This is a genomic window from Planococcus glaciei (genome assembly GCF_900099655.1).
GTDB classification, from domain to species: Bacteria; Bacillota; Bacilli; order Bacillales_A; family Planococcaceae; genus Planococcus; species Planococcus glaciei.
This window is the reverse complement of record NZ_FNDC01000012.1, coordinates 104,961-117,801: the sequence shown is the minus strand read 5'-3', so window position 1 is coordinate 117,801 and position 12,841 is coordinate 104,961. Positions and strand designations below refer to the sequence as shown.

Below are 12,841 nucleotides of genomic sequence, written 5' to 3'. Positions count from 1 at the left end.
ACGGCAGCGTAAGAAGGAGCGAATTAAGTGGTTAAATTAAAACAACAAGGCTTTGAAGTCGGAATGTACACGTTAGCGGATATCGGACCGAATCCCCTGACAGGAGAAATGATCAGCCCCAAACAGCGGATGGACGAAATTATAGAAGCGGGGAAACTGGCGGACCGGGCTGGCCTCGATATCTTCGGGGTAGGTGAGCATCACCGCCTGGATTATGCGGTTTCTTCGCCTGCGGTCGTGCTGGCTGCAATTGCCCAAGCGACCGAACAAATCCGCTTGACGAGTGCGACCAGCGTCTTGAGTACACTTGATCCGGTCCGGTTGTACGAAGACTTTGCAACTTTGGATTTGGTTTCCGGCGGCCGTGCTGAGATTTTGGCTGGCCGAGGAGCTTTCATTGAATCGTTTCCTCTGTTTGGATACAGCATGAAAGACTATAATGAGCTCTTTAGTGAACATATGGAGTTAATAATGAAACTGAACGACAGCGACATCGTTTCGTGGAAAGGTAAATTCCGATCACCGATAGAGCGCGCGGAAATTGCGCCCCGGCCATTGCAAAGCAAACTGCCCATCTGGATTGGGGTTGGCGGAACGCCTGAAAGTGCAGCCCGCGCCGGACGCATGGGCGTCGGAATGGCGCTTGCTATTCTTGGAGGCGATCCCATACGGTTTAAGCCGCTTGTCGATATCTATCGGCAGGCGGGAATCGAAGCGGGCCATTCGCCCGCATCGTTACAAGTCGGGGTGACCGGCCACGCTTACCTGGCAAAAACTACAGAGCAAGCGAAAGAGGAGTTTTATCCGTACTATGCCAACTACTGGTACTACGTCAATCGCCAGCGCGGAATGAGCTCGCGAATGACACGGAATGATTTTGAACAGTTAGCGGGTCCGGAAACCGCTTTGTTTGTCGGGAGCCCGGAACACGTTGCGGAGAAAATACTCCGGCAGCATGAATTGTTCGGCCACAGGCGCTTTATGGCCCAAATGGATATTGGCGGCATACCGTTCGGCAAGGTGCAGGAAAACATCGAAATGCTGGCTGCTCAAGTAGTGCCGATTCTTGAGAAAGAAATTGGCAGTATGGTGGCACCGGTCTAGAATGAAGTCAAAGTCTTTGACGATCCAAAGACTGTTGCTAAAAGCAGTCCCAGCTTCCAAAAAGGAAAGCTAGGGATGCTTTTGATTTAGTAGGGAAAAAGACATGGTTTTGAAGAACTTATAAAATTCTTTTACAATAAAATTATCTTTAGCCCTATTGTTAATCTTTCTTGGCATTGGTATCATAAAAAACGATGCAAGTTTATTATAAATGTAAAATTTATCTTATTTTATTTTTGAATAAATCATAAATGTGTTTAATATAGAGGTTTTTTATTAATTCCAAGTCGATTAGTTTTGTTCAGGAGGAACGTCATGAGCTTTCAGGGAATCAGTTTAGAAGAACTAGAAGAATTAGAGCAGGAACTGCTGGGCCTTGGTGAAACGAGGCTCGGCAATTTAAGCTATTCTAAAATAGAAGTGTATGAGGCCATGCACCGCCAATTAGAAGCGCTAGTGCAAGAGGATGAAGATTACCGTGACTATTACACCTTCATCAATAAAAAGTTGGTGTCTTACCTGTTGCGCTACGGCCCTCCTGTTTCTGACAGTGACCGCACCATTTACGAAGATTCCGAGAAAGTCCTGAAAAAAGTTCTTTCCTATGACTCGCAAAACCCGATCGCTGCTTACCGTTTGGGGTTTTTGGCTTACCGTTCAGGAGCATTCTCTGATGCGGCGGCCTATTTCCAGCAAGCGCTTTACAGCCAGACGTTTTATACCGATGAGCATTACTTGCTGAATGCGGAGCAAATCAGCCGCGCCGTCTTGTATATCACCAACTGCGCGCTCCATCCGGCGATCCAGGGCGAAGTGCCGGCCATGGACTTTATGGCCAGCGCTGAGAATGCTACTTCGCTGTCCACCCAGCTTTGCTACAACGATGGCATGCTGAAGAGCCAGGCTTACCGCATTACCACACCGTTCGGTTCCGTGCTTTGTTCGAAAGAAGAAAGCGTCGAAGCGCCGATGCAGGATGTCATTTCACTGAAGTTCAATAAATTCGGCGCCGTCTTGACTTACAACGGCATTTCCGAAAAAATGGCGCCGGTACAGGCAAACCTGCTTCGCTACCTGCTCGTCAAGACCCGTAAAGGGCAAGCTGCCACGCCCTTGGCTTTGAAAGACTATTTTTTGTTCACGCATGTGGTTACCGGCGTTCCCGAAGAAACGTTTTTGCTGGTAATGGCAGAAGTGAAGCAATTGCTGATGGAAATGGAAATTCCTTCAGCAATCAAAACCGCAGAAGACGAGGATTACGGCTTTTATTTTGACGGTTCGATGCCGTTTGTTGTGACTGACCGCGTGGACGAAGAATTGTCCTTGTAAGAGAAAAAATGAAATTCAATAATTGATATTTTTCAAAAAAAGGTTTGACAGCAGCCAAAATGTTGACTACTATTAGAACCAAGTTAAAACCAATTACATAAGGAACATTATCAAGAGAGACTGAGGGACAGGCCCGATGACGTCCAGCAACCTACAGAGTGATCTGTAAGGTGCTAATTCCTGCAGAATGATTTCATTCTGAGAGATAAACCTATTCCGTTATGGTGCTTCTTTCTAAATGAAAGAGGCATTTTTTAATGGCCAAAAAAGGAGGGACCCCACCATGATCAGCATCACGAATCTTACGAAGGACTACAAAACGAAAAAAGGCACCGTCACCGGCGTGGACAATGTCTCTCTGACCGTGAACGAAGGCGAAGTGTTCGGCATCGTCGGCTACTCGGGGGCAGGAAAAAGCTCGCTGCTCCGCTGCATGAACTTGCTAGAGCGCCCGACAAGCGGCGAAATCCGAGTGGACGGCCTTGACCTCACCAAGCTGAAAGGTGAAAGGCTGCGCCAGGCGCGCCTGAAGATCGGCATGATTTTTCAGCATTTCTACTTGATCAGCCAAAAAACGGTCGGGGAGAATGTCGGCTTCGCTTTGAAAGCGGCGAAGCTGCCAAAAGACCAGATCGCCAAACGGGTCGACGAACTGCTCGAGATGGTCGGCTTGACGGATAAACGGGACGTCTACCCCGCGCAGCTGAGCGGCGGGCAAAAGCAGCGTGTGGGCATTGCCCGGGCGCTGGCGAATAATCCATCGGTGCTGTTGTGTGACGAAGCGACATCCGCACTCGACCCGAATACCACGCTTTCCATTTTGCGGCTGCTGAAAAAGATCAACCGCGAACTGAATATCACCATCGTTCTCATCACCCACGAGATGAATGTCGTCAAGGAAATCTGCGACCGCATGGCGGTCATGCAGGACGGCCGGGTCATCGAAGAAGGCGACGTCTACGATTTATTTTCGGATCCAAAAGCGGAACTCACAAAGGAATTCATCTCTTCGGTCGTGTCGTTTGATGTGCCGCAGCCGATTCTGGCAGCGTGCACCGGCAGCGTCATCAAAGTGCAGTTCAAGGGCGCAGTTGCTGGAGAAGGCATCATCACCGATACGGTGCAGCATTTCGATGTCAAAGGCAATTTCCTTCATGGCTCAATCGAGTACATCCAGGAAAAGCCGCTCGGTTTGTTCCTGATGGAAATCCAGGGAAGACCAGACAATATCCACCGTGCCGTCACTTATATGGAAGGCCGGGGAGCAACTGTGGAGGTGATATCAAATGGGATTTGATTTTCAGCATATGATGGAATTGTGGCCGGACATCTCGAAAGCGTTCGGTGAAACCTTGTATATGATCGGCGTCTCACTTGCGATTGCCATCGTCATTGGCTTGCCGCTTGGCATCGTGTTGTTTGTCACCGACAAAGGCTTGTTTTTGCAAAACCGTTTTGTGAAATCGGTATTGGGTTTTGTGGTCAACATGATCCGCTCGATTCCGTTTATCATCTTGCTAGTGGCGTTAATCCCGTTGACAAAGATGCTGGTGGATTCGACCATCGGGCCGGCGGCAGCCAGCGTGTCGTTGTCGGTTGCGGCGATTCCGTTTTTCGCCCGCATTGTGGAAACTTCACTGCGTGAAATCGATAAAGGCGTCATTGAAGCAGCCGTTGCTTGTGGAGCCACCCCGTGGATGATCATCAAAGACGTTCTGCTGCCGGAAGCAAAAGCCGGCATTGTCCAAGGGATTACAATCACCATCATTTCACTCGTTGCGTATTCTGCGATGGCCGGCGTTGTCGGAGGCGGCGGCATCGGCGACTTGGCGATCCGCTTCGGCTATTACCGCTATGACAACACGATCATGATCGTCACCGTCGTCATTTTAATTGTTCTCGTCCAAATCCTTCAGCAATTGGGTGACTGGACGTCAAAAGCAATAGACAAACGATAAAAAAGGGAGAGAAACTCACATGAAGAAATTTTTATTGCCAGCAATCCTACTCGTTTTACTCACAATTCTTGCAGCTTGCGGAGAAGAAGAATCAAGCGCCGACTCGAAATCCATCAAACTGGGTGGAACCGCCGGCCCATACAGCGACATGCTGAACGAAGCTTTCAAACCGGCGCTTGAAGAAAAAGGCTACGAAGTGGAAATCGTGGAATTCAGCGACTACATTCAGCCAAACAACGCTTTGGACAACGGTGACCTCGACGCCAACTTGTTCCAGCACTCGGTGTACCTGGAAAACTTCTCAAAAGAAAACGGCATGGACTTGACCGGCCTGATTACGGTGCCGACAGCGCCAATGGGCATTTACTCGAATGTCTTTAACTCATTGGAAGACATCAAAGACGGAGCGACGATTGCAATTCCGAACGACCCGGTAAACGCAGCCCGCACATTCCTGGTCTTGCAGGACAACAACTTGATTACACTTGATCCGGCAGCGGAAGAATTGACGGTTTCAGAAAAAGACATACAGGAAAACCCGAAAAACCTGGTGTTCCAGCCGATCGAAGCAGGCGGCTTGCCGCGTGCAGTGGAAAGCTCTGATTTATCAGCCGTGCCAGGAAACTTTGCCTTGGCAGCTGACATGAACTTGCTGGATGCACTGGTACTTGAAAATATGCCAGACCAATACCGCAACTTGGTCGCAGTGAAAACAGAAAACAAAGATACACAGCTGTCAAAAGACTTAGTCGAAATTGTGGAATCGCCGGAATTTGAAGCATTGATCGATTCTGATTTTGAAGGCTTCGGCAAACCGGAATGGATGGCCAACCGCTAAGGGAGGAGAATGTTTGTGGAAGACATTATCGTAAAAGGCGCGCCTGCTGAATATATCTGCAATACCCATGTTCTCGAAGGACTCGAGGACAAACTGTTGGCGCGTAATATCAACAAAGTGTTGCTCCTGACTGGCAGCAAGTCGTGGGAAGCGCTGCGTCCGTTCTTTCCAAAACTGGAACGAGTTGAAGTAGCCTTTGAAAATTACCATGGGGAATGCTCGCTCCCTGAAATTGCCCGGGTGGCGGAAATCGCAAAAGCTATCGGTGCGGACGCCATTATCGGAGCGGGTGGCGGCAAAGTGCTCGATATTGCAAAAGCCGTCGCCCATGACACCGGCATCAAGTCGGTGCTGATTCCGACACTTGCCTCTAACTGCGCGCCGTGGACACCGCTTAGTGTCGTCTATACCGAAGAAGGGACGATGACCCATTACACCATTTTCCCGGGCAGCGTTGATCTGCTTTTGGTTGAACCGCGCGTTCTGCTCGGCGCTCCGGTACCGCTGCTGGTCGCGGGAATTGGCGACACCATCGCAAAATGGTACGAAGCAGACGTTCAGATCAGTCGCTTCGATAACCCGCCGCTTGCCTTGAAAATCGCCCATTATACCGCGAAGCTCTGTGCCGATGAAATGTTTGAACATGCGGAAGTTGCCATTCAGGATGCGAAACAAGGCAGGTTGTCAGAAGCCTTTATCAAAGTGGCCGAAATGATCATTATGGCGGGCGGCATGGTCGGCGGGTTCGGCGACAAATTCGGCCGCACGGCAGGTGCCCATTCCATCCACAACGGCATGACCATTTCACCGGAATCGCACCACGCCTTGCATGGCGACAAAGTGGCTTACGGCGTCCTGGTCCAATTGCTGCTTGAAGGCAAAAACGGTGAAGTGGAACGGCTGAAAGTGTTCTATCAAAAAATCGGATTGCCGGCTTCACTGAAAGAAGTGGGCATTCCGAGCAAGTGGATCGAAGACATTGCCATCCAGTCTACACGCGAGGGCGAAACAATTCATGTGTTAAGGGAAGAACCAATAACAGCACCGGAAGTCGCTGCTGTGATGAAGGAAATTGAAGAAACGGTAACTGCGTGAGTGAGCTAAGCAGTTCAGTGATAGGAATCTACTTGATGTATAATATGCTTTTAGAATCTGAAGGCTGTTCTTAAACTTCTTCGCGAAAAAGTGAACGTCCGTAAAGTGTTTTAGCACTTTTACGGACGTTTTTTTATGGGTTTTTGGAGCAGAATTAGAGCGTTCGGAAAGGTGTACTTTTACGAACGCTTTGAAAAGTATAGCGAAACTTATAAAAAGGGAATAAAGGAGAAATCGGCGAATTACCTATTTAAGGAAGTAACCTACTTGCTAAAGAACAAATCAATACAAATGGGAAAGGAGGACAAATCCATGCATCTAACAGAGGAAGAAGCATATCTAGCGATGTTCAAGTTTTTAGAGAACTACTACTTTTTAACAAAGACAGATGATGTAGGAGCATTATTAGGCATCATGAGTTTTATGGAAGACGGTAAACCAGTTGATATCGCACTGTGGGATGATTGGTTAGAATGTATTGAAGATGTGAAAAAGCAGGAAGACATATAACAAAGCAACAGAGATTGCTCCTACCACGAACTTGCAGCTCGTCTAAACGTTCTGAAAGCAACTTAAGTGCAGTTAAGTTACATTCAAAACTATAAAAATTAGTTAGGGAGGGTATGAGAAATGTCGAAAAAAAAGAAGGAAATGAAAAAAGAGGAAGAGATATTTTACGATTTTGATCCATACTTTTCAAAAAGAGCAAAAATGGAAATCAAAATTGATGAAATTGGCGTTTCATTTGTTGGAAACGCGGAAGAATATTTGTCACTGTCCAGGTTCTTTACCTATTTGGCAGAGGTTCATACGTCAATTCGAGAAGAGTCTCCTCAATCTGAAGATACAAATACGGTAAGAGGATATGGAGCTTACCATTTTAAAGACTACGTGAGGGAAGAAAAAATCCAGCAAGGGGATTATGTCTTTAACCCTGGTCCAATTAGCCACTTAGAACCCGAGAATCATGAACAGGATGTTTTATTTTGGTTATCGGATGTGACAGGTCCAGCTTTTTGGCAAGAAGATGGAGATACGAAAAAGAAAGAAAAATAACGTACTTTAAAAGCGATTGAGAACGATTGATTCTGAATGTAACTTATTGGTAATTAAGTTGCATTTAATTTTAAAGATAAAAAGGAGTAATTAGAGGAGGAATAGATGGTGTCTAAAATAAAAATTACTCTAGAAGCTTTGAAGAAGCGACTGGATTCAAATGGCCTTCTGGAAGTTCAACAAGAAGATGGATATGTTACAAAAGTGAAAATGACTTTTAATCCCCCGGCAACAGAAAGTGAACTGCAGAAATTACCATTTACTGTACCCGAAGACTACGAAGAGTTTCTGCGGCTGCACAATGGCGGACTTATTTTTAGCCATCCCCAATATGGTAGCGGATTTGAACTGTTTAACGTAGATGAGATAATGGAATACAGAGCCATTCCGGGGTATGACTATCCGGATAATTGGTATCCAATCGCCTATGGATATGACGGCTGTTATTTGATTGTGACAGACAAAGTGGTGGGCAATGGCTATCTCTACGTGATGGATACCGGTTACAACTTTGAGGATAATATGTATATCGGCATGACCTTCGAGGACTGGCTTGAAAAGTTCGTCATCGCGCAAGGATCGAAATTCTGGGAATGGGGATTCATTATTCCATAAACAATCGATTGCTCATATTTAAAAAATTGAATGAAACTTATTAGTAATTAAGTTTCATTCAACTGCTAATAAATAAAGGGTTCCATTTCAGGCTCTATTTAAACTTTTTATATAAATAGGCTGCTATTTGGCAGCCTTAAGTTACTCATCAGTCTATTGTATATAAACGAGGTGTTTCAATTCGTTATACTTTTCCCTAAATGCCGCTAAATGTTGAGTCCGTGTGTCTTTCTGTCTCAAGTATAAAAAGTTGCCGGCACTTGAAACAATCTTTTGCAGGAATTCCATTTCACTCAACGTAGCTTTAATTTCAATTAAAACAGATGTCTCAATTTCCCCATCATAAAAAGCATTGGGTCTCTTAGAATGAAATAAAAGAAGATTCTTGGGTTTTGCCTGTACTTTTTTTATGGACCATTCCAATCCATTTATTGATGAATAGCTGGCCCCATACCCGCCATTTTGCAAGTAGTCCAGCCCCATCGTTACAAGGCCGGTCCAAAGCAAATCCAAATCGTCCCAGTCCGATAAAGTGGTCAATTTGTTTTGATCCACTTGAATAACAATGGCACCGTTTAACCCACGATCTATATTTCGAGAAGAAATTGAATCGATGACAGCCAGCGCTTCTTTCGATGTAACAGGCACAAAGAAGGCATCTGCAGCTTCCTTGTTTTCCTCGTAAGTTCCCAATTCTTTTTGTCCAATGTATGTATTAATTTCGATCACTTTTACTCCAGTCTCCTTCTACGTCAGTTTACTAGTTGTACTCTCATACAAATTAGTTGTGGTTACTATACCAATTTCTTTCCAGCAAGGTTTCGTTTTTTCTAAAATATGGACGTTTAAAGAAATTTCTCTAATGGTTTTGAATGTAACATACTACGAATTAAGTTACATTCATACTTCTAATACCATGCACTATATTAGAAGATCCATTGAAGTTGATTTTAAATGAAAAATGATAAATTCAAATGGCCAGGCCCTAAGGTGTTAGAACTCATATTTTTAAAGGATCTGGGCTTATTTACGCTGTGATTAACTATTATAATGTTTGCAGCTAAATAATCGCTAATTACAGGGCGATTCCAGGAACAGCTTATAATTGGAGGAAGGCTGCTTATGGACAAAATAAAAAAAAGCATAATGAAAATATCTGAAAAACAAAAAGTCATTTTTGTTTTAGTGCTGGCAATACTGGCCTTTATCTACTCAATTGCAGATATCATCAACCAGATACAGTTAGATATATCGCCGAGATCGACTTCCTGGTTTGTATTTATCTACAGTCTTTTCATTATTATTGTTTTATTAATCGTGATAGTAAAAGACTGGAATAAAATTGAATAATAGAGCAAATGCCTATCGTAGTTGGCATTGTCGCTGTGCTGATCTAAGCTTTGATCGCCGCTGTGTCTTCAGCGTTCAATTTTAATCAGGTTAGTTACTGTGAAAACCAATAAAAAGCTAACTATTCGTTGCTATTAATGATTTTAAGCCAGATCATTTTAAAAAGAGTTATATGCCAAAACAGAAGTTACCTTTGGAACCATGCTTATGCAGGTGGAAATCTGATATAATTTATTCAATATCAGCTCTTTTATTAAATTGAAATTTGGTGAATCTCATGAAGGAAAAAGAGAGAAGAAGCAGCGATAATTCTGATCTGAAGAAGACCTTATTGCGATACAAGGAAGAAACAAATGAAGACCGTTTGCCGCAGCAGGCTTATATAATTATTCAAAAAGCGATCCGAAACTTACAGCTTCAGCCTAATGAAGCTTTTTTGGAACGTGAAATTATCGAAATGCTGGAGATGAGCCGGACGCCTGTTCGCGAAGCATTGATTCGATTGGAGATGGATCGCTGGATTCGATTGATCCCCCGCAAAGGGTTTACCGTCGAACCAATCGTCAAAGAAAATATTGAGCAACTGTGTCAAATCGCTGAAGCGCTGGAGGGAGTGGCTGCCGAGTTAGCGACATTGCATATCAGCGAAGAGCAGCTCGAAATTCTGGATTCTCTCATTGCGAATCAGGAAAAGTATCTGAATGAAAATAATTTAAAAGCTTATTTAGATATAGACAATCAATTTCATAATCTGATCGTTGAGTCCTCACGGAATGAACGGCTGAAAAATATAATGGACAGCCATTCGGATCAGTTGTACCGGGCAAGATTGTTTACCATTAATGAGCGAGAGCTTCCTGTCCGGTCCATTAAGGAACATCGGGCAATCGTGGCTGCCATGCGAGCCCAAGACAGCAAAGCGGCTCAACTCTTGATGCATTCCCACAGGCATCGCGGCGGGCAGGAAATTTTGAGAATTATCGAAAATAAACCAAGGAATAAGAAAAACGAATAATGGAAGACGTTTCTTACCAAGAAGCGTCTTTTTTATATGCATTCAAATTAAAAAATTTATTATTTAGCTTTTTTAACTATTTTAAAGTAATTAAGCGCTTTATATTGACATTAATAAATTTATTAATTATTCTTGAACTAGATTATAAATTCGAAATGGGAGGTTTCAAGATGAAGATTATTGATATCAAAGAAAAAGCCGTACCTATTAAATCGAGTATCAGCAATGCGTATATTGATTTTTCAAAAATGAATGTTTCGGTCGTAGCAATCGTCACGGATGTGTTTAAGAATGGCAGACGAGTGGTGGGATACGGTTTTAACTCAAATGGCCGGTATGCGCCAAGCGGACTGCTTCACGAACGCTTTGTCCCTCGTCTGTTGGAAGCGGAAACAAATGATATTTTAAATGATGAGGGATCCAATTTTGATCCTCATAAAATTTGGGACATCTTGATGACGGGCGAAAAACCAGGCGGCCACGGGGAACGGTCGGTTGCGGTCGGAACGCTTGATATGGCAATTTGGGACGCCGTTGCCAAAATAGAAGAGAAGCCGCTTTATCAACTGCTGGCCGACCGTTATGGAGATGGAAAGCCGGACGATAAAGTATTTGTTTATGCGGCAGGCGGCTACTATCAGCCAGGAAAAGACGATAAAATGCTTCAAGATGAAATGAGAGGCTACCTGGATCTGGGGTATTCCGTTGTGAAGATGAAAATCGGAAACGGTTTAGAAGAAGATCTTCGAAGAATCGAGGCCGTCCTGGAAGTGGTGCCATCCGGCCAATCTTTGGCAGTGGACGTAAACGGACGGTTTGATCTGGAGACAGCGATTCAGTATGCAGAAAAATTAGAGCCCTATAACTTGTTTTGGTATGAGGAAGTAGGAGATCCGTTGGATTATGAACTTCAAGCGGAGCTTTCCAAGCATTATAAACACCCAATGGCTACAGGAGAAAATCTGTTTTCCATGCAGGATGCCCGAAACCTCATTCGCTACGGGGGAATGCGGCCGGACCGGGATTATCTGCAGTTCGATTGTGCATTGAGTTATGGACTGGTGGAGTATATGAGAATACTGGATATGTTGAAAGAACATGGCTGGTCTTCTCGCCGTTGCATTCCGCACGGGGGGCATCAATTGTCTCTGAATATTGCAGCGGGATTGGGGCTAGGCGGAAATGAGTCGTATCCGGGAATTTTTGAACCATTCGGAGGATTTGCCGATGATATTCCAGTTGAAAATGGATATGTGGGCTTGCCGGACGTTCCAGGAATAGGATTTGAAACCAAAGCCCCGTTGATTAAATTGCTTCGCTCAGTGGCTGAATAATACAGGGCAAGGAAATGATTTTTTAATAAAATCTAGCTACGGGATTATCTAAGAAACAAGCTTTTGCTACAAAATGATGACATCAGTACAGTGGTTTAACCATTGGTACTGTGTCATCTTTTTTTGTTCACTAATGTAGGAATTGAGTAGATTAATCACCATCTTATGAAAAGTTGCATGGATATATAGTATAGAAGAGGCCAGTAAGACGTATATTCGCTTTTGAAGCAGATAAAAAGCTTTAAAGAACTTTTTAATTTGCTTAACCATCCAATATTTAGTATTTTGTTTTTTACTAAATACTGGTAATATATACCTGGCGTGGAATTTATTAAAGATGTTGAACGAAGTTTCTGAAACGCGAAGCAGGAAATAACAGGAATAATAAATTCGTTGTAAAAAAGATGATTTTAAAGCAAAGAAAAATCTTTTGATAAAATTATAGTTCATTGCATCGACTTCAAAAGAGCCTGCAGGATAGATACAGGCAAAACGAGGTGAAATTTAAGGTATTTCAGAAAGGAGCAGAAAATGAAGAAAAAGATCGGCTGGACACTTGCTTTGACTATGGTTTTGTTAAGCGGAGTGGCATATTATTTCATAACCTTATCCCTTTACGAATCAAATATAGAATTATTCGGCTTTCCAGTCCCTAAAAATGCTGAGCTCGTAGGAGAAAGCAGCGTTGGGAAGAACTATGAGTGGAAGAGAGCATCGGAAGAATATGGCATACCTTATGGATATGAAGTTGCCCTTAAAAAGAATGGATGGAAAAAAGGTGAAAGAGAAGGGGCTTCTGTCTATTATACAAAAGGGAACCATAAAATAGACTTGATCAGTATGACAGAAACCTTAGATATTCTTAGGGTGTATTGAGAAGAAAGACGGAAAAGCAGAAAAACATATGCTTCTTAAAGCAGAATAGATATTCCAAGGAATAGTGTCTCTAAAGTATAGCTAAAATCATATTTCCTTGAAAAAGGCTGGACCATATATTATCGAAAAGCACTATCGAAACAGCAGCACTGTGTTTTTTGCGGAAATTTTTTACCCATAAAGCGAGGGATCAAATGTCGGATTTTGAAGAACATCCACCAAAGAAAAAGAACAGAAAAGATGCCCCCACTAGAAAAAAGATTTTAAAGAA

General features: G+C 43.7%; 14 protein-coding genes and 1 riboswitch. Of the genes, 13 read left to right on the top strand and 1 reads right to left on the bottom strand.

Translation table 11 applies throughout. The features are described 5' to 3' along the window. Positions 1-63 precede the first annotated feature (63 nt). The 9 genes from BLQ32_RS14645 to BLQ32_RS14605 all read left to right on the top strand — a co-directional run bounded on the left by BLQ32_RS14645 (position 64) and on the right by BLQ32_RS14605 (position 7,995). Positions 64-1,104 (top strand): LLM class flavin-dependent oxidoreductase, encoded by a 1,041-nt coding sequence (locus tag BLQ32_RS14645; protein WP_074510944.1) that lies wholly within the window; start codon positions 64-66, stop codon positions 1,102-1,104. A 315-nt stretch (positions 1,105-1,419) separates the two neighbouring features. Further along, positions 1,420-2,433 (top strand): tetratricopeptide repeat protein, encoded by a 1,014-nt coding sequence (locus BLQ32_RS14640; RefSeq protein ID WP_074510912.1) that lies wholly within the window; start codon positions 1,420-1,422, stop codon positions 2,431-2,433. 104 nt (positions 2,434-2,537) lie between these two features. Continuing rightward, a riboswitch (SAM riboswitch) is annotated at positions 2,538-2,645 on the top strand. A 71-nt stretch (positions 2,646-2,716) separates the two neighbouring features. Further along, complete coding sequence (locus tag BLQ32_RS14635; RefSeq protein ID WP_074510911.1) at positions 2,717-3,730, top strand: methionine ABC transporter ATP-binding protein; 1,014 nt, start codon at positions 2,717-2,719, stop codon at positions 3,728-3,730. Further along, positions 3,720-4,391, top strand: a complete 672-nt coding sequence (locus tag BLQ32_RS14630) for a methionine ABC transporter permease (protein WP_074510910.1) — start codon at positions 3,720-3,722, stop codon at positions 4,389-4,391. The genes BLQ32_RS14635 and BLQ32_RS14630 overlap by 11 nt, the downstream gene beginning before the upstream one ends. A 19-nt stretch (positions 4,392-4,410) precedes the next feature. Next, complete coding sequence (locus BLQ32_RS14625) at positions 4,411-5,229, top strand: MetQ/NlpA family ABC transporter substrate-binding protein (protein WP_074510909.1); 819 nt, start codon at positions 4,411-4,413, stop codon at positions 5,227-5,229. Between the two features lie 15 nt (positions 5,230-5,244). Then, a complete protein-coding gene (locus BLQ32_RS14620) occupies positions 5,245-6,324 on the top strand; it encodes an iron-containing alcohol dehydrogenase family protein (protein WP_074510943.1) in 1,080 nt (359 codons plus the stop codon). Positions 6,325-6,636: 312 nt separating this feature from the next. After that, positions 6,637-6,834 carry a hypothetical protein gene (locus BLQ32_RS14615; protein ID WP_074510942.1) on the top strand — a complete coding sequence of 66 codons (198 nt, stop codon included), beginning with the start codon at positions 6,637-6,639 and terminating at the stop codon, positions 6,832-6,834. Positions 6,835-6,954: 120 nt separating this feature from the next. Next, positions 6,955-7,380, top strand: a complete 426-nt coding sequence (locus BLQ32_RS14610) for a hypothetical protein (protein ID WP_074510908.1) — start codon at positions 6,955-6,957, stop codon at positions 7,378-7,380. 105 nt (positions 7,381-7,485) lie between these two features. Beyond that, positions 7,486-7,995 carry an SMI1/KNR4 family protein gene (locus tag BLQ32_RS14605; RefSeq protein WP_074510907.1) on the top strand — a complete coding sequence of 170 codons (510 nt, stop codon included), beginning with the start codon at positions 7,486-7,488 and terminating at the stop codon, positions 7,993-7,995. A gap of 153 nt (positions 7,996-8,148) precedes the next feature. Here the strand turns inward: BLQ32_RS14605 and BLQ32_RS14600 are convergent, their stop codons facing one another. Then, positions 8,149-8,724: a hypothetical protein gene (locus BLQ32_RS14600; RefSeq protein WP_074510906.1), complete on the bottom strand. Its 576-nt coding sequence runs from the start codon at positions 8,722-8,724 to the stop codon at positions 8,149-8,151. Between the two features lie 393 nt (positions 8,725-9,117). On the opposite strand from BLQ32_RS14600, the gene BLQ32_RS14595 reads away from it, so the two are divergent. The 4 genes from BLQ32_RS14595 (at position 9,118) to BLQ32_RS14575 (ending at position 12,570) form a co-directional block, all read left to right on the top strand. Then, entirely contained in the window at positions 9,118-9,345 is a 228-nt protein-coding gene (locus BLQ32_RS14595) for a hypothetical protein (RefSeq protein ID WP_074510905.1), read from the top strand. Between the two features lie 277 nt (positions 9,346-9,622). Further along, entirely contained in the window at positions 9,623-10,360 is a 738-nt protein-coding gene (locus tag BLQ32_RS14590) for a GntR family transcriptional regulator (protein WP_074510904.1), read from the top strand. A 170-nt stretch (positions 10,361-10,530) separates the two neighbouring features. Next, on the top strand, positions 10,531-11,694 hold the full coding sequence (locus BLQ32_RS14585) for a mandelate racemase/muconate lactonizing enzyme family protein (RefSeq protein ID WP_074510941.1): 1,164 nt from the start codon (positions 10,531-10,533) through the stop codon (positions 11,692-11,694). A 531-nt stretch (positions 11,695-12,225) separates the two neighbouring features. Beyond that, positions 12,226-12,570, top strand: a complete 345-nt coding sequence (locus BLQ32_RS14575; RefSeq protein WP_074510902.1) for a hypothetical protein — start codon at positions 12,226-12,228, stop codon at positions 12,568-12,570. The last annotated feature ends 271 nt before the right edge of the window (positions 12,571-12,841 follow it).

What these genes read in the sequence shown, in the direction of transcription:
- BLQ32_RS14645 (WP_074510944.1), top strand. Translation starts at nt 64, where the DNA reads ATGTACACGTTAGCGGATATCGGACCGAATCCCCTGACAGGAGAAATG.
- BLQ32_RS14640 (WP_074510912.1), top strand. Translation starts at nt 1,420, where the DNA reads ATGAGCTTTCAGGGAATCAGTTTAGAAGAACTAGAAGAATTAGAGCAG.
- BLQ32_RS14635 (WP_074510911.1), top strand. Translation starts at nt 2,717, where the DNA reads ATGATCAGCATCACGAATCTTACGAAGGACTACAAAACGAAAAAAGGC.
- BLQ32_RS14630 (WP_074510910.1), top strand. Translation starts at nt 3,720, where the DNA reads ATGGGATTTGATTTTCAGCATATGATGGAATTGTGGCCGGACATCTCG.
- BLQ32_RS14625 (WP_074510909.1), top strand. Translation starts at nt 4,411, where the DNA reads ATGAAGAAATTTTTATTGCCAGCAATCCTACTCGTTTTACTCACAATT.
- BLQ32_RS14615 (WP_074510942.1), top strand. Translation starts at nt 6,637, where the DNA reads ATGCATCTAACAGAGGAAGAAGCATATCTAGCGATGTTCAAGTTTTTA.
- BLQ32_RS14610 (WP_074510908.1), top strand. Translation starts at nt 6,955, where the DNA reads ATGTCGAAAAAAAAGAAGGAAATGAAAAAAGAGGAAGAGATATTTTAC.
- BLQ32_RS14605 (WP_074510907.1), top strand. Translation starts at nt 7,486, where the DNA reads ATGGTGTCTAAAATAAAAATTACTCTAGAAGCTTTGAAGAAGCGACTG.
- BLQ32_RS14595 (WP_074510905.1), top strand. Translation starts at nt 9,118, where the DNA reads ATGGACAAAATAAAAAAAAGCATAATGAAAATATCTGAAAAACAAAAA.
- BLQ32_RS14590 (WP_074510904.1), top strand. Translation starts at nt 9,623, where the DNA reads ATGAAGGAAAAAGAGAGAAGAAGCAGCGATAATTCTGATCTGAAGAAG.
- BLQ32_RS14585 (WP_074510941.1), top strand. Translation starts at nt 10,531, where the DNA reads ATGAAGATTATTGATATCAAAGAAAAAGCCGTACCTATTAAATCGAGT.
- BLQ32_RS14575 (WP_074510902.1), top strand. Translation starts at nt 12,226, where the DNA reads ATGAAGAAAAAGATCGGCTGGACACTTGCTTTGACTATGGTTTTGTTA.